This is a genomic window from Candidatus Magnetominusculus xianensis (genome assembly GCA_001541255.1).
In the GTDB taxonomy this organism is placed as follows: Bacteria; Nitrospirota; Thermodesulfovibrionia; order Thermodesulfovibrionales; family Magnetobacteriaceae; genus Magnetominusculus; species Magnetominusculus xianensis.
This window is the reverse complement of sequence record LNQR01000001.1, coordinates 36800-59977: the sequence shown is the minus strand read 5'-3', so window position 1 is coordinate 59977 and position 23178 is coordinate 36800. Positions and strand designations below refer to the sequence as shown.

Sequence of the window (23178 nt, the reverse complement as noted above, 5' to 3'; positions counted from 1 at the left end):
AGTATTAGCTTAATAACTTACCTTACATTTTAAATATTTTACTTGACAACACAGGTAAAATAGCATTAATATCTACTGCACGTTTAAGATAACACAAGTTTCGACTTAATGCAACTGAACAAATAGAGATGAATAGAGATATACTAAAATATGGAGGATTAATATGGCAGAAGCAAGCGATTATCAAAAAGAGATAGAGAAGTTAAAGCAGCGACTTACTGAGATTGAAACTCCGCCCGCGCCGCCTGCTGACGTAGTTGCAGCCCCAGCTCAAAGCAGGCCTCCCGATACGATAAGATTTGAGCTTCCACGCGTGGAGTCATCTCCAGCTCCGCCAAGTGTCTCAGACCAGCAAATAGAATCAGCAGTAAGGGCAGCCCAGAAACCCACTGTTACACATGAGATGGGGGTAGGTGGTGAACCTGAAAGCCCATGGGGTCCGGTAGGACTTGACGTTGGCACAAGCAACATAGTCATGGCTCAGAACAAGGGCAATAAGATACAAATGGTTAAGCAGCTCAATGCGTTTTTTACAATACCTCAGTCCAAATTCACCAAGCAGATACTCACACAAAACAATGTCATGTTTTTCGAACATAACAAGCGCTACTATATAATCGGCTACTCAGCTGAGGGCTTTGCCAATATGTTTAACTCCAACACGAGAAAATCGATGGAGAAAGGTCTCCTAAGCCCGCGTGAAGACGAGGCTGTTATCGTCATACAGTCTATAATCAACACCCTGATTCAAAAACCTAAGAAGTTTGGTGAAATAATATGTTTCAGCATCCCCGGTCAGCCGATAGAAAAGGAAGTAATCATTACCGGGCATGAATCAATAATCAAGATGTATCTGGAGACGCTTGGTTACACGCCTGTTTCAATAAACGAGGGCCTCGCTGTGGTGATGTCCGAGCTGGCGGATGAAAACTTCACCGGCATTGGGATAAGCATGGGCGGTGGTATGTGTAATGTGTGTCTGTCATATTTGTCTGTACCGGTAATCACGTACAGTATTCAGAAGGGTGGGGATTATATCGATGAGATGTCTAGCCTTGAGGTAGGTGAGCCTGCCACGAAGATAAAGGTCATCAAAGAAGAGTCTTTGGACCTCTCCGTATTGCCTAAAAACAAGCTGGAGCTGACCATGCACCTCTATTATAACGACCTTATCAATCACCTCGTAAGGAGTATTCAGGATGTGATAACATCCTCTGATCATATCCCAAAGATCATCGAACCAATTCCAATAGTGTTAAGCGGCGGCACATCCATGCCGAAAGGTTGTAAGGAAAAATTTGAGAAGGCCCTCAATGCTATCAGGCTGCCGATTGAGATATCCTCAATCAGGGTAGCAAGAGAACCACTTAATGCCACAGCCAAAGGTGCATTGGTAATGGCCATGGCAGAGTCTCGTTAACACAGGGCTGTCAACGGTAAAAATGCCTCTTAAGATAGTAGTTTTTTCAGCCGATACTATTAGAGGAAGCATGATACAGAAGGCACTTGAGAAATGGGTTGATGTTCCCGTGTCAACAGGCGGTACGCCGTCAGGCGCGACATATCCAGTTGCATACCATAGCAGCGGACAGCATGAGCCTATACTGCTTAAGAATTTGCTCTATACAACAGAGACGATTACCAGGGATAAGCCAGCAGTTGTGGTACTGGATACAAAGGGATATTTTCAAGGGGAACTGGATAAATTCAGGAATTCCTGTGTACATTTATTTGCGCAGGCGCTGCTATTTAAAGTATTAGCTATAGGGAACTCAGAGAGCAGGGATTCGTCGATTTTAAAAGATGTGGTAAGTGACTGGTGTATGGATACCCCGTTTGACCCTGTGCTGATAGCCTCAAAAGTTAAAATGCTCCTTACCGATACCGCTGCCGGGCAGAAAAGGCAATCTGAGTCAGATGTCCTGCTGGATAATCTTATAGGATTTCTCAATATAAAGTGAAATACATTATGGACAGGAGCGTATAACATGCCAAAGAAAGTTATTGCCATAGTAGGGCCAAAAGGGGGCGTTGGAAAAAGCACCATATCTGCCAACCTTGCCATCGCTATAGCCGCCACTGGCAAGAAGACAATTGCCGTTGACCTTGACCTGGGTGGAGCAAATCTGCATGTTATCCTGGGGGTAAGGAGTTACGATTATTCCCTTGACGATTTTGTCCTTAAACATATAAAAACCCTTGATAAGGCGCTCATCGAAACAGATATACCGAACTTAAAGCTCATCTGCGGAGGCTCTAAAATCCCCGATATAGCCAATATGCCATTCCAGCAGAAGCTCAAGCTGATAGGACACATTTCAAAACTTGACTGCGATGTAGTGATTCTGGATTTATCTGCGGGTTCGGCCTACAACGTAGTAGATTTTATGTTCATAGCTCAAATCGGGCTTTTGGTGACCACCCCCGAGGTGACATCATTGATGAAGGCATATGGTTTTATTAAAACAGCGATATTCAGGCTGTTGACATTTCATTTTAAGGAGACATATGCCGACCAGTTCACAGAACTCATAGACAAGGCAAAGGATGTCGATGCAAATCCCCATTTAAACACTATAGAAAAGTTCCTCAAAGAGGCAGAAAAAATAGACGAAAAGGCTGTGGAATCTGCCCGTAATAAAATTGCGCGCTTCACCCCCAGTTTTATTATCAACATGGTTCAATCTGCGCGGGATGTTAGCACGGGCATGGTAATCCAAAACCTTGTAAAGCAGTACACAAACTTAAACGCAAAGGTCATGATAACACTGCCAGCAGACGAAGCCGTAAAACGCGCGTTATTCAAGACAAAACCTGCAATTCTCAGCGAACCAATGTCACCGTTTTCAGTAGCCATTAAAGAACTCGCCTATAAGTGCATGAGTGCGGTAGTACAGTAAGCGCCAATTTATTTATGATGCACCAGGTATTGCATCAATAAAGTGAGATATGTTACTATTGCAAGCAGTTGGTAAGATGACATGCGGTGTGTGCGAGACACCAGAGTGACCAAACACAAAGACCAAACACAAAGGAGGAGTGGTATATGCCGGAGGGCATTATTAATCGCAAGTACAAGTTCAATTGGGATTTGCTTGGGGATTTAGAATTAGGACGTCCTAATCTTGGTCATAATATGCGGGTAGAGGTCTACCGTCTGATGCAGTACAGTTTTAGGGATGTACTTGAGGAGCGCTACGGCGCTGATGAGGCAGACAGAGTGTTTCATGAGGCTGGTTTTCTGGCGGGCAAGGCGATTTACGACAATCTCATCGGGCCCCAGGGAGATGTAAATGAGCTAATCAAGAAACTTCAGAGCGTATTGAAAGATATGGGCATTGGTATCCTTCGCGTGGAAGAGGCAGACCTGGACAATGGCCGTATAACAGTAACAGTGGCAGAGGACCTGGACTGCTCAGGGCTGCCTGATACAGGAGTAGAGTTATGCACCTTTGATGAGGGATTTCTTGCCGCTATTTTAAAGAGCTTTTCAGGTAAGTCTTTTACGGTAAAAGAGGTTGACTGCTGGTGTACGGGGGACCGCACCTGCCGCTTCACAGCAGTTGTTAATGAGGACTGATGGACGAGCGAGTTGCGTCTATTCTTGAGCAGCTTTCCAAAGGCCGCATCCCGGTTGTACCTCCGGATGTAGACTATGCTGTGCAGCTTGCCAGACTTACCAGCTATCTGGATGCAATCAGGCATTTCACCCTGGCACTTAGCAGTGGTGACCTCAGCCAAACGATGGGGCAGGCTGGGATGGGGCCGGTTGTTGGCAGCCTGAAGGCACTCCACTCAAGCCTAAAACACCTTACATGGCAGACTAAGCAGATTGCCCTTGGTGATTTCTCCCAGCGTGTTGAATTTATGGGGGAGTTTGCGGAGGCCTTTAACACCATGGTGGTAACATTGGGTGAGTCACGTGCTGAGCTTGAACAGGCGTATGAGCGTCTGAATGAAGACATGATGGAGCTGCAGCTCATGTCGGCAGAGCTGCAGCAGAGCGAGGAGCGATTCAGGCTGATTGCTGAAAGTGTAAGCGACGTAATCTGGACGCTTGATGCCTCGCTGGATAGTTTTACATACGTAAGCCCGTCGATAGCATCTTTGAGAGGGTTTACGGTCGATGAGGCCATCAATGAGAAATTTGCCCAGGCCCTGACGCCGAAGTCATACGCATATGTTCAGGACATTCTGATGCAGAAACTTTCGTTCTACAGTGAGACCGGCACATTAGACAGCTTTTCCGAGAGGATTGAAATTGAACAGGTTTGCAAGGATGGAAGGATAATCCCTGTAGAGGTGGTCATCTCGGCTATTATCAGCACTGATGGGAATATCAAAGAATTCGTAGGCATATCCAGGGATATTACAGAGCGTAAAAGAGAAGAGGAAAAACTAAAATACGAAAGCACGCACGACTCCATGACAGGGCTTTATAACCGTGCTTACTTCGATGATGAGTTAGGACGTATAGCCAATGGCCCGCTGTTTCCGGTCAGCTTTATAGTAGCAGACCTTGACGGCCTGAAACGTGTTAACGACTCAATCGGACATGAGGCAGGTGACCAACTTATCAGGGGGGCATCAGATGTGCTGAAGATGGCGTTTCGTGGGAGTGATGTAGTAGCGCGCACGGGTGGAGATGAATTCCTGATTATTCTCAACATGACTGATGAGGAATTAGCTGCCAAATCAATTGGTCGTATAAGGATATATCAGGAGCAGTATAACAAGAACAGCGGCAACATGCCGGTGTCTATATCTCTGGGGACGGCAACGGCCTATAGCGCCGGAGACATCCCATCTGCCCTTAAAGAGGCCGACAAACGCATGTACGACGACAAGGTATCGCGCAAGCAGCAGCGCGTCGGATAAAAAGGGTTTACTGGCCGCTGGAATCTGCCCCGCTGTCGTATTTTTCTTTAATTTATCTGTTAAACATAATAGTAATATGTTATAATTACTGAGATTGTGTGATTTGCATAAGCGGGGTATTATTCACCCGAGACTGCCCGAGACTAAGAGGCAAGAAAAGGATGTGGGAGTGAAAAAGGTATTTACACGGCCTGAAAGCCTGACTGAGACACCGTTTCGGTTTTGTCCTGGATGTGGACATAGCATTCTGCACAGGATGATAGCCGAGGTCATTGATGAGCTAGGCATCAGGGAGCGTGTTATAGGGATAGCCCCGGTGGGCTGTGCGGTATTTGCATACGATTATTTTAATTTCGATGTGATAGAATGTGCCCACGGCAGACCCCCGGCCGTTGCTACTGCCCTTAAGAGGGTTCATCCGGACGCTGTAGTGTTTTCATATCAGGGTGACGGGGATTTAGCCGCAATCGGCACGGCTGAGATAATTCACGCCGCTAACAGGGGGGATAATCTCTCAATATTTTTTATCAACAACGCCACATACGGCATGACAGGCGGGCAGATGGCCCCAACGACGATTCTAAAGCAGCAGACAACTACATCCCCTAAGGGCAAGTCCAGTACGAATGAGGGCTTTCCGCTAAAGGTATCAGAGCTGATAGCAACAATAGACGGTGCGGTCTTTGTAGCGCGCACCTCGCTTGAGGATATAAAAAATGTCCTGGCTACGAGGAAGCTGATAAGAAAAGTCTTTGAAAACCAGATTGAAAAGAAGGGGTTCAGTTTTCTTGAAATACTCTCACCGTGTCCAACCGACTGGCATTACACGCCGGCAGATTCTATGAAATGGATAAAAAACGAGATGATGAGCGTTTATAAAAGCGGAATTATTAAAGATATATACGCAGGGTAATCAGCAAATGGAAAAACGGATTTTAATAGGAGGCTCAGGTGGTCAAGGGATACTTTTCATGGGGAAAGTTATAGCCAGTGCAGCGATGCTGGATGGCAAAAATGTGACCTGGTTTCCATCCTATGGTGCTGAGATGCGCTGCGGCACGGCTAATTGTGCAGTAGTAATCTCTGACGAGCCGATAGGCTCACCGGTGTTTAGTTCCGCAGACATACTTGTGGTGTTTACAGAGGCGTCGTTACAGAAATTTACTCCGCGTCTCAACAAAGACGGTTATCTGCTGTACGACTCATCGCTGATAACGCACGACAGCAGCATTCACAATGGGGCGATTGGCATAAACGTTACCGCTTTAGCCAGAGAGCTTGGCAACACCAAAGCGGCAAACATGATAATGCTTGGGGCAGCGGCAGCCATCACCGGCCTGCTGGCAAAGGAAGACCTGTTCAGCGCCATTGAAAGTGATATGTCTGAGTGTATGCTTAAGGCACTGTCTATTAACAAACGGGCTATATTAAAAGGATACGAGATAGTTGAAAATCAGGAAAATAGTTATTTCAGACATAGGGTATGTACATAAGCTAATAAACCAGTATGCCTCCAGAGAGTTGATGCTGCCGCGGTCTTTAAATGAGCTGTATGAGAATATCAGGGATTATTATGTTTGTGAGACAGACCATATTGTTGCGGCATGTGCGTTGCATATATTATGGGAGGATTTGGCAGAGATAAAATCCCTGGTCGTAAGTGACTCTGCACAAAGGCAAGGTATAGGGCGCAGGCTTATTGACTGCTGTAAGGATGAGGCCAAGGGCCTGGGGGTAGGGCAGGTGTTTGCGCTGACCTATGTAAAGGGGTTTTTTATGAAGTTAGGGTTTAGAGAGATAGATAAGGCGCTGCTTCCACATAAAATATGGGGAGATTGTATTCGCTGTTCAAAATTTCCTGGCTGTGATGAACAGGCGGTGATAGTAGATGTTAATAATGCCTGAAGAAACCTGAAGAAGCCTGAAGAAATAAGGAGAAGAAAAAATTAACGGTAACACTGACACCTCAAACAGACCCGAGCTAATCGATGTCTCTGTCCTGTACGTCGAGGACGACGATAAGATCAGAGAGGGACTGATGAGGTTTCTTACACGACGTTTTAAGACAGTCCTAACGGCAATGGATGGAGAGGAAGGGCTGTCGGTTTTCATCGCCAAAACGCCTGACATTGTAATCACAGATATTAAAATGCCGATAATGGACGGCATTGAGATGATAAAAAACATCAAACAACGCTCACCGGATACACCGGTAGTAATAACAACTGCCTTTACCGATGTATCATACATGATAAAAGCAATAGAACTCAGAGCAGATGCCTATGTCAGAAAACCAATCGACAAGGATGACTTGTTCAACTTGCTAAATAAGATATTAATCCGCAGACAAACCCCCACAGATGATACTTCGATAATTAAGCGCGAGGTGCAGCTGCTGAGAGACCGCTATGAAAAGATGAAGAGAATGCTTATGGGAGCGGTTGAGGCCGCCAGCCATGCCCTCGCAACCATAGACCATTTCACGGCAGACCACCAGAGGCGGGTGGCAGGGCTGTCTGAGGCGATTGTGGCAGAGATGTCCCTGTCCGAGGACATAATATTTAAAATAAAAATTGCCGCCATGCTTCATGACATTGGCAAGATGCATGTCCCGGCTGAAATACTTACAAAACCGGCAGGGCTGACCGAGATTGAGCGTGCTGTGGTAAAGACACATGCGATGGCAGGTTATGAATTTTTGAGAAAGATTGACTTTACATTTCCACTGGCAGATATTGTCTTGCAGCACCATGAGAAATATAACGGCTCAGGCTATCCGCTTGGACTTAACGGCAGTAACATACTTGTTGAGGCAAGGGTATTAAATGTCGCCGATGTAGTTGAGGCTATGTCATCAGGCAGGCCATATCGTCCTTCCCTGGGGTTGGACATGGCCCTCGGGGAGATTTCAGACAGGAGAGGGGTTCTCTATGACCCCGATGTTGTGGATGCGTGTTTGAATGTCTTCGGGAAAGATTTCAAATTTCAGGAGTGAAGACCGTTTATGAAACTAATTACTTGGAATGACACTTTTAGTGTGTCTATTGAGGAGTTTGATACTCATCACAAGAATGTCGTAAGATTTCTTAACGACCTTTTTGATGCAGTTACAAAAAAACAGGGTAATCTTGTTGTAGCGCCTATTCTTGTAGAGTTAATAGCGTATAAGAATTACCATTTTGCAGCCGAAGAAAAGTTAATGTCCAGATATTCGTTCCCCGGATATGCAAGGCACAAAGCAGAACATGAGCATCTGACATCAAAAATTAATGATTTTCAAAAAAAGTTTAAAGAAGGTAAGGCCATGATTGACCTGGAGCTGCTGAATTTCCTAAAGGAATGGCTGACAAAACACATAATGGAAACAGACAAGAAATACTCATCATTTCTAAAAGAAAAAGGTGTATCTTAAAACATAATACGGAGGGTTTATGCCGCTGATCACATGGAATGAAAGTCTTAGTGTACATATTAAGGAGTTTGATGAGCATCACAAAAAAATCCTAAAACTTCTCAACGGCCTTTTTGACGCAGTATCAGCAAAAAAGGGCAGCACCGTGATTGAACCTGTTATAGGGGAGCTGATAGACTATACGAGATACCATTTTACAGCCGAAGAGAAGCTGTTGAACAAGCTTGCGTTTCCATGGATCTCTGCACATGAACATGAACATAAAGACCTCATAGCAAAAATTGTTGATTTTCAAAAGCAATTCAAAGAAGGAAAGGCTATGGTCGATTTAGCTCTGTTAAACTTCCTCAAGGAATGGCTGACCAAACATATAATGGGGACAGACAAAAAGTATTCGCCGTTTCTGAAAGAAAAAGGTGTATCCTGATAAGAGGCATAGGCCTGACTCCCGCGTTTGCGGGAGCCGGTATCTGGGTGCCTGGGGTCTATTTCTTGGTTATTTCGCTTTCTTCGATAGTCTCTAACATACACTGAGGCATATTTCTGGCGAAGGTGGTCATCAGTATAAAACCCTTCTGGACTTCGGGGTCTTTCAACGACGAGAATATGTTCTTAAGGCCAGGCTTAAGGGGTTTTTCTATAAGTTGCTGCATTGTGCGAACCGCGCACTTTTCCATACCTCTTATCATGTACTCAGTCTCTTTGGCAAACGCGGTCTTAAGAGTAAAGTCAAGGTCCCCGCTCTTGTCAAAATATGCAAGAAAATCTAACAGTTTGATAAGAGTTGGGATATTTTCTCCGGTTTTTTGTAACAACTCCATCGTCTCGTCTTTCTCGTAGGCATATCTGAGTGTATTTATAGCCGGTGTCAGTTCCTTCATTACCTTGTCTGAGGCAGGGGAAAGGTCATCGGCAAACCCCTTGACTGCCTTCATGACCTTTAATAACTCGACAAAGGTCGGGATATTGTCACCAATACTCTTCAGGAGCTGAAGGGTTTCATCCCTCTCGAACTTTATTCTCAGGTCGTTTATGGTCTCATTAATCTCCTTCATCGCCTTTTCCATGCCCGGCATAACATCACTGACGAAGTTCTCAATGATCTTAAACTTCCCGTATAGCTCGTCTATCTGCAAAGCCATCTGCTCGGTTGCTGAGGCGGCTGTGCCATTTGTAGGTGTTATTTTCTTTGCCATCTCTCACTCCTCAAAAATGTAGTCATGTTAGGTTAAACTAACGCGTTCAACATGAGATTCCAGTAAAGCGGCCTGAGCATGTGGACTTTGAGTACCCAATTGGCATAACTTTCAATCGCTGGTGAAATGGCCTCTGTGTAATTGAAGTGCGCGAACATGACACGTTTATTTTTTGTCAGCATAGGGCAGATGATCTCGCCATCGTATGCAGCCTTCGTAGGTACTCCGGTAATATCTGCCGCGAGGCGCGCTACCAGTACCTTTGCCTGTTTCCTTATGCCTGAGGCCGTCTTTGATGTAGGGAAGTCTGTGGCGTCACCTATACCGTATACGTTACTGTATTTCTTGCTCACCATCAGGTTTTTGTCACATGTTACCCAGCCTGCTGCGTCGCCGACGCCTTCTGAGTTATCTATTATCGCTTCACCGCCATGAGGTGGGGTTATTGTAAGGGTGTCAAATCTTACCTCTTTTTTCCCGAAATCCTTTAAAACGCCCTTGTCTGAGTCAACTTCAGAGGGGTTGAAGTTTGCTACTGTCTCGATTCCCCTCGATGCGAATATTGAATTCAGCTTTGAGGCGTATGGCTCTCTGCTGAACACTGCCGGCATTGGTGTTGTAAATATAAACTTAAACTTATTCCTTATGCCCTTTTCCCTCATCATATCTTCTGCCATCATAATGAACTTCATCGGGGCCGCCGGGCACTTTATGGGCATCGAACACACTGATGAGACAATTGTACCGCCATCGAGGCTCTTCAGGGCGTCGCGAAGTTTTATTGCCCCGTCAAGTTTATAGAAGTTAAATGTGTTTGTTCCCTTGTCAAGGGCGCTTTTCAGCCCCTCAGGGTCTTCATCGAAGATAAGTCTGGCACCAGTAGCTATGACGAGATAATCATATGATATATCACCGCTTTTGGCAGTGGATACCTTGTTATTTGCAGCGTCAATTTTTGTGGCCTCGTCGTGAATAAGTTTGATTCCCTCAAAGAACAGGTCTTTTGTAGGTCTCATAAGATTGACCGGGTCATCCAGGTCGAACACCACCAGGGTGAAGGCTGGCTGGTAAAAATGCTTCTCGCTTCTTTCTATGACTGTAATTTCCACTTCATCCGGAGTGAATGCGCCTCTCATACGGTTAGAAAACATAACTCCGCCGCTGCCGCCTCCAATTACTACGATTCGTTTCATTTCAGCTACCTCGCTTTTAGTTATTTAGAGGGTATGTTATTATACCAACTGCCTCACTGCTACCATGGATATCTTGCTTAACATGTAACTTGCGGCGCAGCTTGTGACCTCTCCGGGCCTGCCTGTGCGCCTGTAATACTCCTTTTAATTAAATCAAAATTGTGCGAAAATGTCAAGTAAAATAATTTTACTAATACACAGCGTCTAAATTATTGATGTATTTATTGATGATGATGTATCATATAGTTGTGTACGATTCTGTACATGTGCAGCAGTATAAAAATGTGTTGCAGCGTTAGGCAAACTTATGAACAGGCGGTCGGACAGCCCTCTACAGTATTTATATGAGAACAGGTTTCTGTTGGTACGAGCCTTGTTTTACCTATGGCTCATACTGGCATTTTACTGGTTGTATTGTCTTTGGGGCATAGAATGTGTTGAAATAAAATCTCTGAAATTTGCCCATAAGCTCAGAGAAGGTGACGAGGAAGGCATCAGTGCCCGCTCTGCCCTGGCATTTATTCTATGGGCGCTTACGTCGGGGATATTTCTTACAGGAGTAGTTATTTTTATAGTTAAGTTTGCCTATAACTGTATTATGGACACGATAAAGGGCGTTGTGCCGCGAAAGACACAAGATTTTGTTGTCCCGATTATCTTAGTTGTCTTGCTGTGGCCCTGTTTTGTGTACAAGGTGGAAATAAAATCGGCATACAGGACGTTGTCGTTACAGGCCGCTGAAATTGTAACAATGGCCCTTGGATATGAGGTAAAACTTAAGCGCAGTGACAGCATTAAAATGCGGGATTCAGCTTTCAGTGGTGCTGAGGAGCTGGCAAACGGTAAGTAAGCGCAACCTAAACAATATATAAAGGAGTGAAATGAAAGTATTAATAACCGAAGATGATCCAATATCACGCAGACTGCTCCAAAAACTACTCTCTCCATATGGTATATGCGATGTCTCCGAAAATGGCAGGGAGGCACTTGATGCCTTTACCCGGGCATTAGAAGACGCCGCGCCATATGACATTGTCTGTCTCGACATAATGATGCCAGTGTTAGACGGAATGGAGGCACTTAAGGCAATGAGAGAGGTTGAGAGCCGCGTAAAAAGATACCCCACGGCGAAGATAATCATGACCACAGCCCTTGATTCGCCAAAAGACATAATCGAGGCATACTACAATGGCGGCTGTACAGATTATCTGGTTAAGCCCATCGACACGAAGAAACTTATGGCATTGCTCAGGGAATATGGCCTGATAGATGATGGGCAGTAGGGCTGGTCAGGGTTTATTCAACTCTGATTCGGATAATAATAATACGATGGCGGCGTGAAACTCATCAAGCATTGCTTTTCTAAGCTGGATGATGTCCTGAAACAGCCTGTTAAATCCTCTGTAAGCCTTTTTACTGCCGCTTTCCATGTATTCAATCATGGGGGTACAAAAAAACCAGTTACAGCGAAACGGCCTCAACTGACGTGATACACTACAGCCAGTGTGCGACAGATACTTACAAGGCAGGCACTCCGGCTCGTTATTGTGTAAAATCTCATCCGGCTGATAACCCAGCGCGGTCATGTAAATAATATCTCCGATATCATAGCGTCCAAACTTGTTCAGACAGCAGACACTCTCACACTGTGGACAGACTGCATTGTTGCCGGGTGTTATAAACGGGCCGGTATTTGCGATTTCCGCACTCAACTGCCATGCCATTGCCCTAAGTCCCGACATTTGCGGCATATTCATAGCAGAACTTATTGCATTAATTAATAATGCACGGCTGCAATCATCTTTTTCATGATTAAATATTAAACCATAGCCGGAGGCGCTCAGAAGCCCCGATAGTTTCCTGTATAATCCGCCGTTAATGGTCATAAAAAATGATTTGAGACAATTCTGAATTTAATGCTGGTATATTATCCCATTCCTATGCTATATTACTATACCTTTTAGTAGAAGGGTCCGATTAAAAGAAGAAGGAGGGAGTAAAGAATGAAGCACCTATTGTACGTTGCACTTATTGCAGCGCTTGTGATGTCGTTTGCGGCATGTAAACCAGCGCCAGCACCGGCTCCATCGCCAACACCGACACCAGCGCCTACACAGGCACCGACACCAGCGCCAACGCCTGAGGCAACACCCGCGCCAGCACCTGCCCCGGCACCTGAGGCATCACCGGCAGCCCCGGCACCTGAAGCATCACCAGCGGCTCCGGCAGCATCACCAGCGGCAGCAGCTCCGGCACCTGCTCCTGCGGCACCAGCGACGGCTCCGGCAGCATCACCAGCGGCAGCAGCTCCGGCACCTGCTCCTGCGGCACCAGCGGCAGCTCCGGCACCAGCGCCTGCTAATAAATAACTGAATAGGGTGTGGTTTGCTTGTGTCAGATGTAAGCTAATGCTTGCGTTTGAGGCGATCGCCACACCCTCATCCATTCGATGACTATACTTGATAAAATAATTGAAAAGAAAACACAACGGCTGATTGAGCAGAAAAATATATTATCGCTTACTGAGATTAAAAAGGCAGTTGCTAATATCTCCACAGCAATTGATTTTGAATCATCTGTCAGGCGTTCAACAACTGAGCCTATAAAATTAATCGCAGAAATCAAACACGCCTCACCGTCTGAAGGCATTATTCGCCACAATTTTAATTTAAAAGACATAGCCCATACATATGAGCAATGCAGGGTCAACGCAGTTTCCATTCTGACGGAGGAAGATTTTTTTAAAGGCCGTTTGTCATATATCGAAGCGGCAAAGGAATTTCTCACCTGCCCTGTCCTGAGAAAGGATTTTATCTTTGACGAATATCAAATCTACGAATCCAGACTGTTTAAGGCCGACGCCGTCCTGTTGATTGCCGCCGCTTTGACTAAGGAACAGGCTTACAGACTGATGAGTATTGCTGCCGAGTGTTCTTTACACGTGCTTTTTGAGGTACATAACCGCAGTGAATTAGATATGGCACTATCGCTCGATTGTAAAATTATCGGCATAAACAACCGTGATTTGACCAATATGACAATAGATGTCAATACGACTTTGACCCTGATAAAAGAAATCCCCGACACTAAAATAGTGGTAAGCGAAAGCGGGATTAAGTCACGCGAGCAGGTCAAAATGCTTCAGGATGCCGGAGTCGATGCCATTCTTGTTGGTACATCGCTTATGAAATCTGGTGATATAGCCGGTCAGATTCATTTACTTTTACAATAAGTCTGCCGCTGCATTACTCTTAATTTTTTAGCAAATACTTAGAGTGAGCCTAAAATGAGGAGGGCTGCCAAAAGAAACCTTGTCAGTTTTTTGGCAGCCATGGGGGGGGATATTATGGCAGTAGTTCTATGTGTAGTAGGGCAGCTTTATTTCGTTTGCAGACTGTCTGATTGCTTTAATTTTTTCTTCAAACTGAGCATTCATAGGTAAATCAACCTTGCCATGCTTTCTAAGTGCTTGTATTATAGTAGACATTTGCTCGTCTTCGTCTAATAAATCTAGTGGACGAGAGCCTTTCATCACCACTACCTCTTTTGCGTTCAACGTACACCTCCTTAAGCTATATATGTTTGGCTGGTGTTTAGCATATCTAAACCAAGCTCAACCGCTATTATTCTTTGCAATAAGTGTGCCAGAATGCTGGCAACTAAATTGCTGCCGCGTTTTACTCATTTTATATAGCACGTTCTTATAATTGCCAACGCAACACAGTTGCATATATGTAAAAATTCCCCTTTTACAAGGAAAATCTTTCCCATCACGGAAAAAATGTTGTAACTGCCGCGTGTTTTTTGATAAACTTCCACACTATGCAGACTGCCACACATCACAGGGCATTGTATCAACTGATTGTTAACAGACTTGACGGGCACAGCATAAGCTCTGCGTCTTACTGCCGCACAATTGTTGAACTGGTAAAAAATGGAATTGGCGGATTTATCATATTTGGCGGTGTTAAGGAGGATATTAAGGCCTTTATTAAGGAGCTGCAGGGGATGTCCGAACAACGGCTTTTTATCGCATCCGACATAGAGCGCGGCGTTGGGCAGCAAATCGAGGGGGCTACACATTTCCCATGCCAAATGGCCATGGCAGCTGCTATAAATATGGATGCGCCGGATGATGTCACACTGTACAAGGCTGCAATATCAGCCATCGCACAGGAATCCTTAGACATCGGAATTAATATGCTGCTGACACCGGTTCTGGATGTAAACACAAACCCATTAAATCCAATAATTTGCACACGGGCATTTTCCTGCGACCCTGCCGCGGTGGCATGGTTTGGAAAGGTGTACATAGAGACATTGGAGGCTGCCGGGCTTATAAGCTGCGCCAAGCACTTCCCGGGTCATGGGGATACTGAGATAGATTCGCACATAGCCCTGCCGGTAATTGGCAAAACAGGGGTGCAGCTCAGAGAATCAGATTTTGTGCCATTTGCTGAGGCTATTAATGCAGGTGTCTCAAGCATTATGGCCGCGCACATTGCAATTCCCGCGATTGACGGGGCACCTGCCAGTCTATCTAAAACAATCCTCTCAGGCATACTGAGAGACGAGCTCTCTTTTGACGGCTTAATCCTTACGGACGCCCTTAATATGGACGCCCTTAAGGACATTGAAGACGTTGAGGCCAAGTGTCTGAATGCGGGGGCAGATATACTGCTTCACCCTTTTGACGCCGTGGAGACTGTCGAGGGACTTATTAAATGCCTCAGCCGCGGCAGACTTGACAGTGACAGAGTTACCGCCTCTTACCAAAGGATACTCAAGGCAAAACACCGCCCCCTTACACTATTACCCCTTACACTCTTAAATGACATGCACGACCATTCAGCCATATCAACCCGTATCACAGAGAAATCTATTACCCTTGTGCCCGGTAGTAAGTCTCCATTTATTCCTGAGCCGTCGAAGACGCTTCTTATAGAGGCTGGTGAGTCGAAATTTCACGGCAGCTCCTGCCTTACGCAATATTTTACGAATCATATGAGTCTGTCAGCAAGAGGTATCTCAGGAGATATTACGGGAGATATTAGCGGGTTGACACTATTAGTAGCAATATATACAAATATTTCAGCGTGGCGGGGAAGCTCAGGCATCCCGCAGCCAGAGATAGATACAATCAAGACGTTTATAGAAAGGGCAGGGCGCTCTGCCGTCATATCCTTTGGCAGTCCATATCTGTTGAGTCAATTTAAGGAGTCTGGTTTTATGATAGCGGCATATGAGGCATCCAAACAGGCCTCAACTGCCGTCTTAAAATGTCTTAAAGGCCAGCTCCAATACGAGGGCAGACTTCCGGTTGTGCTGCCTGATTAATTATTAGCCTCTTTGATTATCGCAGCTAAAATAGTAGGAACTCTCACCCGTTGCCTTTGCCTTGTACATTGCTAAATCAGCATGTTGAATCAGAGTAGCTGTTTCTGATGAGTCCATAGGGTACATGCTTATGCCGATGCTCACACCGATTGAACACTCCATACCTTCTATATAAAATGGTACTGATATGGTATCTATTATCTTTTCGGCCACTGATTGGACGTCTGAGCGTTCGTGTACTTTTGACAGGATAATGTTGAACTCGTCGCCGCCCATTCGTGCAACTGTATCTACGTGCCGCACACAGTTGGTGAGTCTTTTAGCGGTTTCCTTAAGCAGTATGTCACCGGCGTGATGTCCAAGTGTGTCGTTTACCGATTTAAACCGGTTCAGGTCTAAAAACAACAGGGCAATGCTGTGACTATAGCGTTTTGCCTGCTCTATGGCCTGGTTCATGCGGTCGAAAAAGAGAAACCTGTTGGGCAGGTCAGTTAAAAGGTCGAAATGTGCTATGTGCTGAAGCTGTTCCTCTGCCTCTTTTCTTTCTGATATGCCGACACAGGAGCCGATGAATCCGGCAAACATACCTTCATGGGTGAATCGCGGGGTACCGGTATCGAGTACCCACCTGTAGACGCCGTCGTTGCGCCTCAGCCTGTAGTCGAGTTTAAACGGTTTTTGAATGCCGATTGCCATGGCATAGGACTCCCGAAAACCCTCTATGTCATCCGGATGGATGTTGTCCATCCAGTTGTCGTCTTTCTCTTCATCTAAAGTCCTGCCGGTGTAATCAAGCCAGACCTTATTAAAAAACCATCGGCTGCCGTCAACGCTTGCCATCCAGATAAACACTGGCGCTGAGTTGGCCATGATTTGGAATCTTTTCTCGCTCTCCCGGAGGTTTGCCTCACAGTTTATGCACTCCTGCAGTGACTCTTCAAGCGCTGCTGCCTTGCGCCTCACCAGTTTGAGTTCGTCGATTAGTGCTGCCTTCTTTTTGTTTTCATCTTTCATCTGCTGTCTTCTGTTGTCTTCCATGAGTTTGGGGATATGGGGGATTCCTGTTCTATTGTTGATTTGTCTACGGTGTCGTTATCATACTGCCCGATAGCGGCTGCTATTCTCTCCTGTAAATTTACTCTATCCATGTTAGTATTTAATCATAATTCTTGTATCAAGTCAAGCACCCCATGATGTTCTTTATAAAATGTTCTTTATAAATTGTTTGATGTAGGAGTTGATTTCACCGATGCTGTGCTGGTTCTCCCATAGAGTAAGTATCTCCTGTCTAAATTGCATTGCACGACTGTAGCCAGTGGTGCGCGCCTGTTCTATGGATTGCCAGTCAGAGCTGCCGCTTGCGAACTTTTCGTAGGCGGTTGAAATTTCCGGGAATACCTCCTTTCTAACATTGTCTAATAAGATAGTGTAAAAGGCCAGCAGCGTCTTATCTTGTGTGTCTATGATGTGTCTGAGAGGACCATTGATGGATGTATCGGCCAGCAGGTCTTTAGCTGCTCGGAGGTAAATTTCAACGAATCTGTCAGTTATGCCGCCAAGAAGTTCAAGCCACTTACTACTGTCTTCGGCATACTCGGCTGCCTCGTGAAGGAGCAATATTTGGGATACGTTGAGGGACAGGGCCTCAAAGCGTTTACGAAAGTTATCTGTATTGGGGTTTTTTAGTCTGATGTCTCCGAAGGTATCTGCAATAATGGAATCATGCCTTCGCCCCTGAAGTGTGGAGATTTTATCGTAAACGAAATCGTAGAGCGGTTGCAGCCTGATGTAGATGTTATTTCCCTGAAGCATTGCCGGGGATGCAAACAGGTCTCGTTCGAGCTCGCCATCAATATAATAAGCGGTACAGCCGTCAATCGTGGCAATATGTAATAATTTCCCCAGAAAAAACGTTGGTTTCCTGTGCATACCGAAGCCAGCCCCGTATAAAAGGCCGTTTGGTGTGAGTATGGAGTTTATTTTTTCAACTTCAAACGGTGGCAATTCGATACCGTCTATTGAGATATTCCCAAATTGCTCGTCCTCCAGCTGCTCCCACTTTGCCTCCTGTTCTGAAATCCAGGGTAATATGAGGTCATTTGGTATGCTGTCCCAGGGCATAAGGGCATGTTCCTGTCTGTACAACTGGCGAATCCTCATGAGCATTCCACAAATAGAGTAATACCCCCAGAATCTGGCATCAGATATATCGCAGTTATGCTTTATCTGTCTTCGTAACTCATCTAATCCCACTGGTATAGAATAAATATATACAGCCCTAAAATGCAAACGGAATTTGGAGGATGAACGTTTGACAAAATCACCCCGTTATTAATAGTATATAACTACGGGTTGTTGCAGGTGCGCCAAGCATAGAGGAGCGGCAGACATTGCGGGAGTGGGTGTTGGAGACCAAGTACAGAATTCTAGTCATAGACGATGAGCAGGTAGTACACGATGTTATAAGCAAACATCTTGGCAAGAAAGGCTATGATGTGCATCATGCCTTTAACGGCGAGGAGGGGCTTTTGGTATGCACCTCTGTACAGCCCTCCGTTATATTGCTCGACCTGAAAATGCCCGTAATGAATGGGCTTGAATTTCTTGATAAATTCAGAGAACAGTTCTCTTTCCCCTGTTCCATAATTGCCGTAACTGGTCATGCGGGGGATGTCGATTTCGAGAAGTGTTTCAAAAATGGCATCATGTCTTTCCTGCATAAACCCTTCAGCCTGTATGAATTAATTGGAGTAATAGATAGTTCCATAAACTTGCAACGTACACAGCATTCGCTCTTAAAGGAATTGTCAGAACGAAAGTCAGTCGAAGAAAAGCACTTACAGCTTCTCGATGACTTTGAGGCCATCTTTGAAAATGCACCATTCGGCATCGCCTATTTGGATTGCGAATTTAATATTATAAAAATGAACCGCTTTCTATACAATATTACAGGATTCCAACCTAAAGACATCGTTGGAAAACCCTGTTACGAGACCGTAGGGGAGTACGCAGCCGACAACGCCAAAGGCGGCATGGAAAAGGTATGCAGCTTTTGCAAGGTTGCCGAGTCTTTAATGACCGGAGAGCCTACTGCTGTTGAAAGGCCGATGGGGAAGAACTTTCTTAAGCTAACAACGATACCCCTTTTCGATAAAGACAAATCCATCAGTCATTTCCTTGAGGTAATCGAAGACATCACATGGCAAAAAGAGGCTGAGGGAAAAATCGTACGCCACTATCAGATTCAGGGTACTATTAATTCCATCCTACAGATATCTATTGAACCTATCCCGCTTAAGGATGTCTTACAGCAGGTACTTGAGCTGGTATTGTCCATTCCAAGGTTTTCATTTCAATCCAAGGGGTCGATACATCTTGTAGATGATACAACGCATACACTCGTGTTGTGTGCCCATCACAATTATAGTGAACCCCTGTTAACAATCTGTGATGTGATCCCATTTGGCAGGTGCCTTTGTGGGCTGGCCGCCTCAACCGGTGAGATAATCCATGCCGAAACGGTCGATGAAAGACATACAATAAGGTATGACACTATGGCCCCTCACGGGCACTACTGCATCCCCATTGTACATAACAATAAAGTCCTCGGCGTCTTTAACATGTATATTACTGAAGGCCACAAGAGGTCTTCTGAAGAAGAGGAGTTTTTGAGCGCAATCGCAAATACAATCTCCGGCGTTATTGTGCGTAACCAGAGAAACGCTGAAATCAGAGAGCGTGAAGAGCATTTCCGTTCAGTCGTGGAATCGACAAAAAACGCAATCATTACCATAAACAGCAGCGGCAATATAACCTTCTGGAACAAGGCCGCTGAAAACATGTTCGGTTATACGTTCGATGAAATCAGAAGCGCACCTGTAGCTAAAATAATACCGGAGAGGTTTCGAAAGGGGCATATCGAAGGGATGGACAGGGTACTGAAAACTGGAGAAGCCCGTGTCATCGGGGAGATGATAGAACTCTTTGGACTCAGAAAAGACGGCTCTGAATTCCCTATCGAATTCTCTGTAGCCAGGTGGAAGGCAAGCACAGGTATATACTTCACAGCAGTTTTGGTTGACATAACTAAGCGCAAACAGGCGGAGGAAACCCTTGCCGAGAGTTTTGAAAACCTGAGAAAGGCGCTTGGCGGTGTGATCCAAACCCTCTCAATGGCACTTGAGGCAAAAGACCCATATACAGCCGGTCATCAAAACAGGGTAGCAGACCTTTCAAGGGCAATAGCAATTGAGATGGGGCTTTCACACCATCAAATAGAAGGGATACGAATGGCCGGTGCCATTCATGATGTGGGGAAGATATGGGTGCCCTCTGAAATTCTCAGCAAGCCTGGCAAACTGCACGAGAGCGAATTCATGCTGATTAAAAACCATTCCTTTGTAGGATATGAGATACTAAGCACCGTGGAATTCCCCTGGCCTATCGATAAAATAGTCCTCCAGCACCATGAAAAGTTAGACGGCTCCGGCTACCCGCAAGGGCTCAAGGGGGAAGAGATTCTTATAGAAGCCAGGATCATCTGTGTTGCTGATATTGTTGAAGCCATGTCTTCTCACAGGCCCTATCGCCCATCGCTTGGCATGGATATCGCACTAGAGGAGATAGTCTCAAACAAAGGGATTCTCTACGACATTTACGTTGTAGATGCCTGCCTGAGACTCTTCAAAGAAAAGGGCTTCACATTCAAAGATTCCCCCAAATACAATCAGTCACCACGGCAAAACAAATACGACACTAAAGCGAATACCAACAAATTAAATAATGCCGTCAATATCAAAGCTTAATATAGACTCTGGATTATGAGCGCCACCCTTAGTCCATCCTGTAAACCACTTCTTAGAACTCAAATCGTCATTTGCCTGATTCTGTTCAGTGCGATATTCTCAGTATTCCTGCAAGTCAAGGACTTTGACTTTCTGTTTTATGACGACAATCAGTATATACTTGAAAATCCATACGTGCGAAGCGGGATTTCGACAAGTAATTTAGGGTGGGCAGTAACATCAACTCAGTACAGCAATTGGTTTCCTGTGACATGGGCATCGCACATGCTTGACGTATGGATTTTCGGCTTATGGCCGGGTGGACATCATCTTACAAACATTACCTTTCACGCCATGAATGCCTCATTATTGTTTCTATTTTTTTCGTCGGTCACAGGCGCCCTGTGGAGGAGTTTTTTTATCGCGGCGCTCTTTGCATTTCATCCAATGCACGTGGAGTCGGTTGCATGGGTGGCGGAGCGCAAGGATGTGCTTAGCGCCTTCTTCTGGATTTCAGCCATGTGTGCCTATGTGTTTTACGTGAGGCGGCCAGCGCCGGGCAGATACGCTGTGGTGCTTTGTTGTTTTGTCCTCGGGCTGATGTCAAAGCAGGTCATTGTAACGCTGCCCTTGGTGCTGCTTTTATTGGATTACTGGCCGCTTGGCCGCTTTGACACTACCCGTCCTGCCACTTCATTGGCCGCTTCATTGTTAATAGAGAAGCTTCCCTTCGTAGCGCTGTCTGCGCTGGCAAGCGTTATCACTATTTATGTGCAAAAGGCGGGTGGTTCAGTTGCCACACTATCGACATTGGCGTTGAAACTACGAGTGGAAAATGTCGTCGTCTCCTATGTTAAATATATAATAAGGCTGTTTTACCCGGCAGGGCTTGGCATAATGTACCGCCATCCAACGGACTATCCTGCGTGGCAGGTCTTCGGGGCGGTTATTGTTGTAGTTGGTGTTACGGTATTTGCAATTGTGCAAATGAGGCACAGACCATGGTTTTTTACAGGCTGGTTTTGGTATATATGTACGCTTTTGCCCACGATTGGGGCGGTAAAGGTGGGAATATCCTACATGGCAGACAGATATTCGTATATGCCCTATGTTGGATTGTTTATTATAGTGTCAATGGCTGTACCAGCAGGGGCATTGTCATCCGGCACACTAAGACGAATTACCGCGATTACCGCTGCTGCCGCCATACTCATGTCTGTTATCATTACGAATAAGCAGTTAAAATATTGGCGCAACAGCGTCACACTGTTTACAAGGGCAGTGGACACGGCAAAGGACAGCTATTTCGCCTACTACAGTCTGGGCTATGCGCTGCATAATGCACAGCGGCTTGGCGAGGCCGAATCGTCGCTGAAAATGGCAGTCACAATAAAACCAGATTACCCCGAGGCGCTCCTGCACCTGGGCTTAGTGATGTTACGGCAGGACAAACTTAAAGAGTCACATGAAGTATTTCTAAGGGCAATAACAGCAGCCCCCACAATGTCCGAGGCATATAACGGCGCCGGTGTTGCCCTGATGAACATGGGACGGTTGAACGAGGCCGCCGGATATTTTAAGAGGGCGCTTACCCTTGACTCAGAAGACGCCGCACGCAACCTCAAACTCCTTGAGCAACTGGCAGCAGGCAATTAATTATGAACACACCAAACCGCCCGGAACTGCTATGTTAAGGACAACGCCTACAGTCATAGACTATCCAGAACATGTAAATCTCATAACGGGTAATAACAAGAACAACAAACCAACTGTGATGACATATCAGGAAGGCTTTGAAACCGTTTATAATAAAACATTAGATAACCCCGACAACAAACTTTACAAAATAACATATCCATTAAGTGAACACCAAATCAACAGGATTAAAGAACAGACAGGTCTCAATGTTGCCGAGTACAGCAGGGCAATTGATAATTACTCAATAAGACATATTTTAAGGAGGCATGGGGATGCAAAAAAAGAAGAAGCAAAAGGACAGATAGGTATAACAAAAGATGACATTTCAAGAATCCCTGAAATAGTTAATGCTGCTGATAAAATCTCTCTCGTAGACAAAACGGACGTTGGCAGAGATGGTATCTTATATAGAAAGAAGATTAATGGGTTCATTTACTATGTGGAAGAGGTAAGAGAAAAGCATAAAGAGATAAATACAGTAAGCATGTGGAAGGTGAAGTCCACGGCGAGCGATGCACCTCCTTTGCAGGAGTCCTGCTCTGCCACGTCCGAAACGCTCCGCTTTCCCTCACCTTCTACTAATGATATTTTATCAAACCCTGGCGAAACTGTCAAGATGGCGACATTGGCCGGGCAGACAGATTATATTTTAAATTCCAAAAATAAGGAGGATATATAAA

At 45.3% G+C, this 23178-nt stretch carries 26 protein-coding genes; 18 read left to right on the top strand and 8 right to left on the bottom strand.

The window, feature by feature from the left end:
- Nucleotides 1–163: 163 nt before the first annotated feature.
- The 11 genes from ASN18_RS00290 (at nucleotide 164) to ASN18_RS00240 (ending at nucleotide 8717) form a co-directional block, all read left to right on the top strand.
- Entirely contained in the window at nucleotides 164–1420 is a 1257-nt protein-coding gene (locus tag ASN18_RS00290; protein ID WP_236861395.1) for a disk-shape morphogenesis protein volactin, read from the top strand.
- A gap of 70 nt (nucleotides 1421–1490) precedes the next feature.
- Nucleotides 1491–1961 (top strand): hypothetical protein, encoded by a 471-nt coding sequence (locus tag ASN18_RS00285; protein WP_085050595.1) that lies wholly within the window; start codon nucleotides 1491–1493, stop codon nucleotides 1959–1961.
- 27 nt (nucleotides 1962–1988) lie between these two features.
- On the top strand, nucleotides 1989–2900 hold the full coding sequence (locus ASN18_RS00280; protein ID WP_085050594.1) for a nucleotide-binding protein: 912 nt from the start codon (nucleotides 1989–1991) through the stop codon (nucleotides 2898–2900).
- Between the two features lie 146 nt (nucleotides 2901–3046).
- Complete coding sequence (locus ASN18_RS00275; protein ID WP_085050593.1) at nucleotides 3047–3580, top strand: V4R domain-containing protein; 534 nt, start codon at nucleotides 3047–3049, stop codon at nucleotides 3578–3580.
- Nucleotides 3580–4878 (top strand): diguanylate cyclase domain-containing protein, encoded by a 1299-nt coding sequence (locus ASN18_RS00270; protein WP_085050592.1) that lies wholly within the window; start codon nucleotides 3580–3582, stop codon nucleotides 4876–4878. The genes ASN18_RS00275 and ASN18_RS00270 overlap by 1 nt, the downstream gene beginning before the upstream one ends.
- Nucleotides 4879–5047: 169 nt before the next feature.
- A complete protein-coding gene (locus ASN18_RS00265) occupies nucleotides 5048–5791 on the top strand; it encodes a thiamine pyrophosphate-dependent enzyme (protein ID WP_236861394.1) in 744 nt (247 codons plus the stop codon).
- Between the two features lie 7 nt (nucleotides 5792–5798).
- Nucleotides 5799–6371 carry a 2-oxoacid:ferredoxin oxidoreductase subunit gamma family protein gene (locus tag ASN18_RS00260; RefSeq protein ID WP_085050591.1) on the top strand — a complete coding sequence of 191 codons (573 nt, stop codon included), beginning with the start codon at nucleotides 5799–5801 and terminating at the stop codon, nucleotides 6369–6371.
- A complete protein-coding gene (locus tag ASN18_RS00255) occupies nucleotides 6325–6783 on the top strand; it encodes an N-acetyltransferase (RefSeq protein ID WP_085050590.1) in 459 nt (152 codons plus the stop codon). The genes ASN18_RS00260 and ASN18_RS00255 overlap by 47 nt, the downstream gene beginning before the upstream one ends.
- Nucleotides 6784–6823: 40 nt before the next feature.
- The gene (locus ASN18_RS00250; protein ID WP_306688450.1) at nucleotides 6824–7873 is read left to right on the top strand and encodes an HD domain-containing phosphohydrolase; all 1050 of its coding nucleotides are present in this window, start codon (nucleotides 6824–6826) and stop codon (nucleotides 7871–7873) included.
- Nucleotides 7874–7882: 9 nt separating this feature from the next.
- Entirely contained in the window at nucleotides 7883–8290 is a 408-nt protein-coding gene (locus tag ASN18_RS00245) for a bacteriohemerythrin (RefSeq protein ID WP_085050588.1), read from the top strand.
- A gap of 19 nt (nucleotides 8291–8309) precedes the next feature.
- Nucleotides 8310–8717 (top strand): bacteriohemerythrin, encoded by a 408-nt coding sequence (locus tag ASN18_RS00240; RefSeq protein ID WP_085050587.1) that lies wholly within the window; start codon nucleotides 8310–8312, stop codon nucleotides 8715–8717.
- Nucleotides 8718–8775: 58 nt separating this feature from the next.
- Here the strand turns inward: ASN18_RS00240 and ASN18_RS00235 are convergent, their stop codons facing one another.
- A complete protein-coding gene (locus ASN18_RS00235; protein ID WP_085050586.1) occupies nucleotides 8776–9486 on the bottom strand; it encodes a DUF1641 domain-containing protein in 711 nt (236 codons plus the stop codon).
- A 32-nt stretch (nucleotides 9487–9518) separates the two neighbouring features.
- Entirely contained in the window at nucleotides 9519–10679 is a 1161-nt protein-coding gene (locus tag ASN18_RS00230; RefSeq protein ID WP_085050585.1) for an NAD(P)/FAD-dependent oxidoreductase, read from the bottom strand.
- A gap of 361 nt (nucleotides 10680–11040) precedes the next feature.
- Between ASN18_RS00230 and ASN18_RS00225 the strand changes: the two genes are divergently transcribed.
- Nucleotides 11041–11529, top strand: coding sequence for a hypothetical protein (locus ASN18_RS00225; protein WP_157072740.1), 489 nt, complete (start codon nucleotides 11041–11043; stop codon nucleotides 11527–11529).
- A gap of 31 nt (nucleotides 11530–11560) precedes the next feature.
- Nucleotides 11561–11962: a response regulator gene (locus ASN18_RS00220; protein WP_085050583.1), complete on the top strand. Its 402-nt coding sequence runs from the start codon at nucleotides 11561–11563 to the stop codon at nucleotides 11960–11962.
- 6 nt (nucleotides 11963–11968) lie between these two features.
- Here the strand turns inward: ASN18_RS00220 and ASN18_RS00215 are convergent, their stop codons facing one another.
- On the bottom strand, nucleotides 11969–12565 hold the full coding sequence (locus tag ASN18_RS00215; RefSeq protein ID WP_085050582.1) for a hypothetical protein: 597 nt from the start codon (nucleotides 12563–12565) through the stop codon (nucleotides 11969–11971).
- Between the two features lie 74 nt (nucleotides 12566–12639).
- On the bottom strand, nucleotides 12640–13125 hold the full coding sequence (locus ASN18_RS16945; RefSeq protein ID WP_157072739.1) for a hypothetical protein: 486 nt from the start codon (nucleotides 13123–13125) through the stop codon (nucleotides 12640–12642).
- Between the two features lie 3 nt (nucleotides 13126–13128).
- On the opposite strand from ASN18_RS16945, the gene trpC reads away from it, so the two are divergent.
- Nucleotides 13129–13911, top strand: a complete 783-nt coding sequence (trpC, locus tag ASN18_RS00205) for an indole-3-glycerol phosphate synthase TrpC (RefSeq protein ID WP_085050581.1) — start codon at nucleotides 13129–13131, stop codon at nucleotides 13909–13911.
- Between the two features lie 126 nt (nucleotides 13912–14037).
- Here the strand turns inward: trpC and ASN18_RS00200 are convergent, their stop codons facing one another.
- The gene (locus ASN18_RS00200; protein ID WP_085050580.1) at nucleotides 14038–14235 is read right to left on the bottom strand and encodes a hypothetical protein; all 198 of its coding nucleotides are present in this window, start codon (nucleotides 14233–14235) and stop codon (nucleotides 14038–14040) included.
- A 266-nt stretch (nucleotides 14236–14501) separates the two neighbouring features.
- On the opposite strand from ASN18_RS00200, the gene ASN18_RS00195 reads away from it, so the two are divergent.
- A complete protein-coding gene (locus ASN18_RS00195) occupies nucleotides 14502–16016 on the top strand; it encodes a glycoside hydrolase family 3 protein (RefSeq protein ID WP_085050579.1) in 1515 nt (504 codons plus the stop codon).
- 3 nt (nucleotides 16017–16019) lie between these two features.
- On the opposite strand, the gene ASN18_RS00190 is transcribed toward ASN18_RS00195, so the two are convergent.
- The 3 genes from ASN18_RS00190 to ASN18_RS00185 are packed head-to-tail and all read right to left on the bottom strand — an operon-like array spanning nucleotide 16020 to nucleotide 18269.
- The gene (locus ASN18_RS00190) at nucleotides 16020–17030 is read right to left on the bottom strand and encodes a sensor domain-containing diguanylate cyclase (protein ID WP_236861393.1); all 1011 of its coding nucleotides are present in this window, start codon (nucleotides 17028–17030) and stop codon (nucleotides 16020–16022) included.
- Nucleotides 17027–17164 carry a hypothetical protein gene (locus ASN18_RS16940; RefSeq protein WP_157072738.1) on the bottom strand — a complete coding sequence of 46 codons (138 nt, stop codon included), beginning with the start codon at nucleotides 17162–17164 and terminating at the stop codon, nucleotides 17027–17029. Before ASN18_RS16940 ends, ASN18_RS00190 begins: the two co-directional genes overlap by 4 nt.
- A 52-nt stretch (nucleotides 17165–17216) precedes the next feature.
- A complete protein-coding gene (locus tag ASN18_RS00185; protein WP_337833174.1) occupies nucleotides 17217–18269 on the bottom strand; it encodes an Sfum_1244 family protein in 1053 nt (350 codons plus the stop codon).
- Between the two features lie 152 nt (nucleotides 18270–18421).
- Between ASN18_RS00185 and ASN18_RS00180 the strand changes: the two genes are divergently transcribed.
- From ASN18_RS00180 to ASN18_RS00170, 3 genes are read left to right on the top strand one after another with little or no spacing between them, the layout of a single operon-like run.
- Nucleotides 18422–20821 carry a PAS domain S-box protein gene (locus ASN18_RS00180; protein ID WP_157072737.1) on the top strand — a complete coding sequence of 800 codons (2400 nt, stop codon included), beginning with the start codon at nucleotides 18422–18424 and terminating at the stop codon, nucleotides 20819–20821.
- Between the two features lie 15 nt (nucleotides 20822–20836).
- On the top strand, nucleotides 20837–22456 hold the full coding sequence (locus ASN18_RS00175; RefSeq protein ID WP_157072736.1) for a tetratricopeptide repeat protein: 1620 nt from the start codon (nucleotides 20837–20839) through the stop codon (nucleotides 22454–22456).
- A 31-nt stretch (nucleotides 22457–22487) separates the two neighbouring features.
- Nucleotides 22488–23177, top strand: a complete 690-nt coding sequence (locus tag ASN18_RS00170; protein ID WP_157072735.1) for a PBECR3 domain-containing polyvalent protein — start codon at nucleotides 22488–22490, stop codon at nucleotides 23175–23177.
- The last annotated feature ends 1 nt before the right edge of the window (nucleotide 23178 follow it).

What these genes read in the sequence shown, in the direction of transcription:
- trpC (WP_085050581.1), top strand. Translation starts at nt 13,129, where the DNA reads ATGACTATACTTGATAAAATAATTGAAAAGAAAACACAACGGCTGATT.
- ASN18_RS00170 (WP_157072735.1), top strand. Translation starts at nt 22,488, where the DNA reads ATGTTAAGGACAACGCCTACAGTCATAGACTATCCAGAACATGTAAAT.
- ASN18_RS00190 (WP_236861393.1), bottom strand. Translation starts at nt 17,030, where the DNA reads ATGAAAGATGAAAACAAAAAGAAGGCAGCACTAATCGACGAACTCAAA.
- ASN18_RS00235 (WP_085050586.1), bottom strand. Translation starts at nt 9,486, where the DNA reads ATGGCAAAGAAAATAACACCTACAAATGGCACAGCCGCCTCAGCAACC.
- ASN18_RS00220 (WP_085050583.1), top strand. Translation starts at nt 11,561, where the DNA reads ATGAAAGTATTAATAACCGAAGATGATCCAATATCACGCAGACTGCTC.
- ASN18_RS00280 (WP_085050594.1), top strand. Translation starts at nt 1,989, where the DNA reads ATGCCAAAGAAAGTTATTGCCATAGTAGGGCCAAAAGGGGGCGTTGGA.
- ASN18_RS00260 (WP_085050591.1), top strand. Translation starts at nt 5,799, where the DNA reads ATGGAAAAACGGATTTTAATAGGAGGCTCAGGTGGTCAAGGGATACTT.
- ASN18_RS00275 (WP_085050593.1), top strand. Translation starts at nt 3,047, where the DNA reads ATGCCGGAGGGCATTATTAATCGCAAGTACAAGTTCAATTGGGATTTG.
- ASN18_RS00240 (WP_085050587.1), top strand. Translation starts at nt 8,310, where the DNA reads ATGCCGCTGATCACATGGAATGAAAGTCTTAGTGTACATATTAAGGAG.
- ASN18_RS00270 (WP_085050592.1), top strand. Translation starts at nt 3,580, where the DNA reads ATGGACGAGCGAGTTGCGTCTATTCTTGAGCAGCTTTCCAAAGGCCGC.
- ASN18_RS00245 (WP_085050588.1), top strand. Translation starts at nt 7,883, where the DNA reads ATGAAACTAATTACTTGGAATGACACTTTTAGTGTGTCTATTGAGGAG.
- ASN18_RS16945 (WP_157072739.1), bottom strand. Translation starts at nt 13,125, where the DNA reads ATGGATGAGGGTGTGGCGATCGCCTCAAACGCAAGCATTAGCTTACAT.
- ASN18_RS00215 (WP_085050582.1), bottom strand. Translation starts at nt 12,565, where the DNA reads ATGACCATTAACGGCGGATTATACAGGAAACTATCGGGGCTTCTGAGC.
- ASN18_RS00230 (WP_085050585.1), bottom strand. Translation starts at nt 10,679, where the DNA reads ATGAAACGAATCGTAGTAATTGGAGGCGGCAGCGGCGGAGTTATGTTT.
- ASN18_RS00285 (WP_085050595.1), top strand. Translation starts at nt 1,491, where the DNA reads ATGATACAGAAGGCACTTGAGAAATGGGTTGATGTTCCCGTGTCAACA.
- ASN18_RS00195 (WP_085050579.1), top strand. Translation starts at nt 14,502, where the DNA reads ATGCAGACTGCCACACATCACAGGGCATTGTATCAACTGATTGTTAAC.
- ASN18_RS16940 (WP_157072738.1), bottom strand. Translation starts at nt 17,164, where the DNA reads ATGGATAGAGTAAATTTACAGGAGAGAATAGCAGCCGCTATCGGGCAG.
- ASN18_RS00290 (WP_236861395.1), top strand. Translation starts at nt 164, where the DNA reads ATGGCAGAAGCAAGCGATTATCAAAAAGAGATAGAGAAGTTAAAGCAG.
- ASN18_RS00175 (WP_157072736.1), top strand. Translation starts at nt 20,837, where the DNA reads ATGAGCGCCACCCTTAGTCCATCCTGTAAACCACTTCTTAGAACTCAA.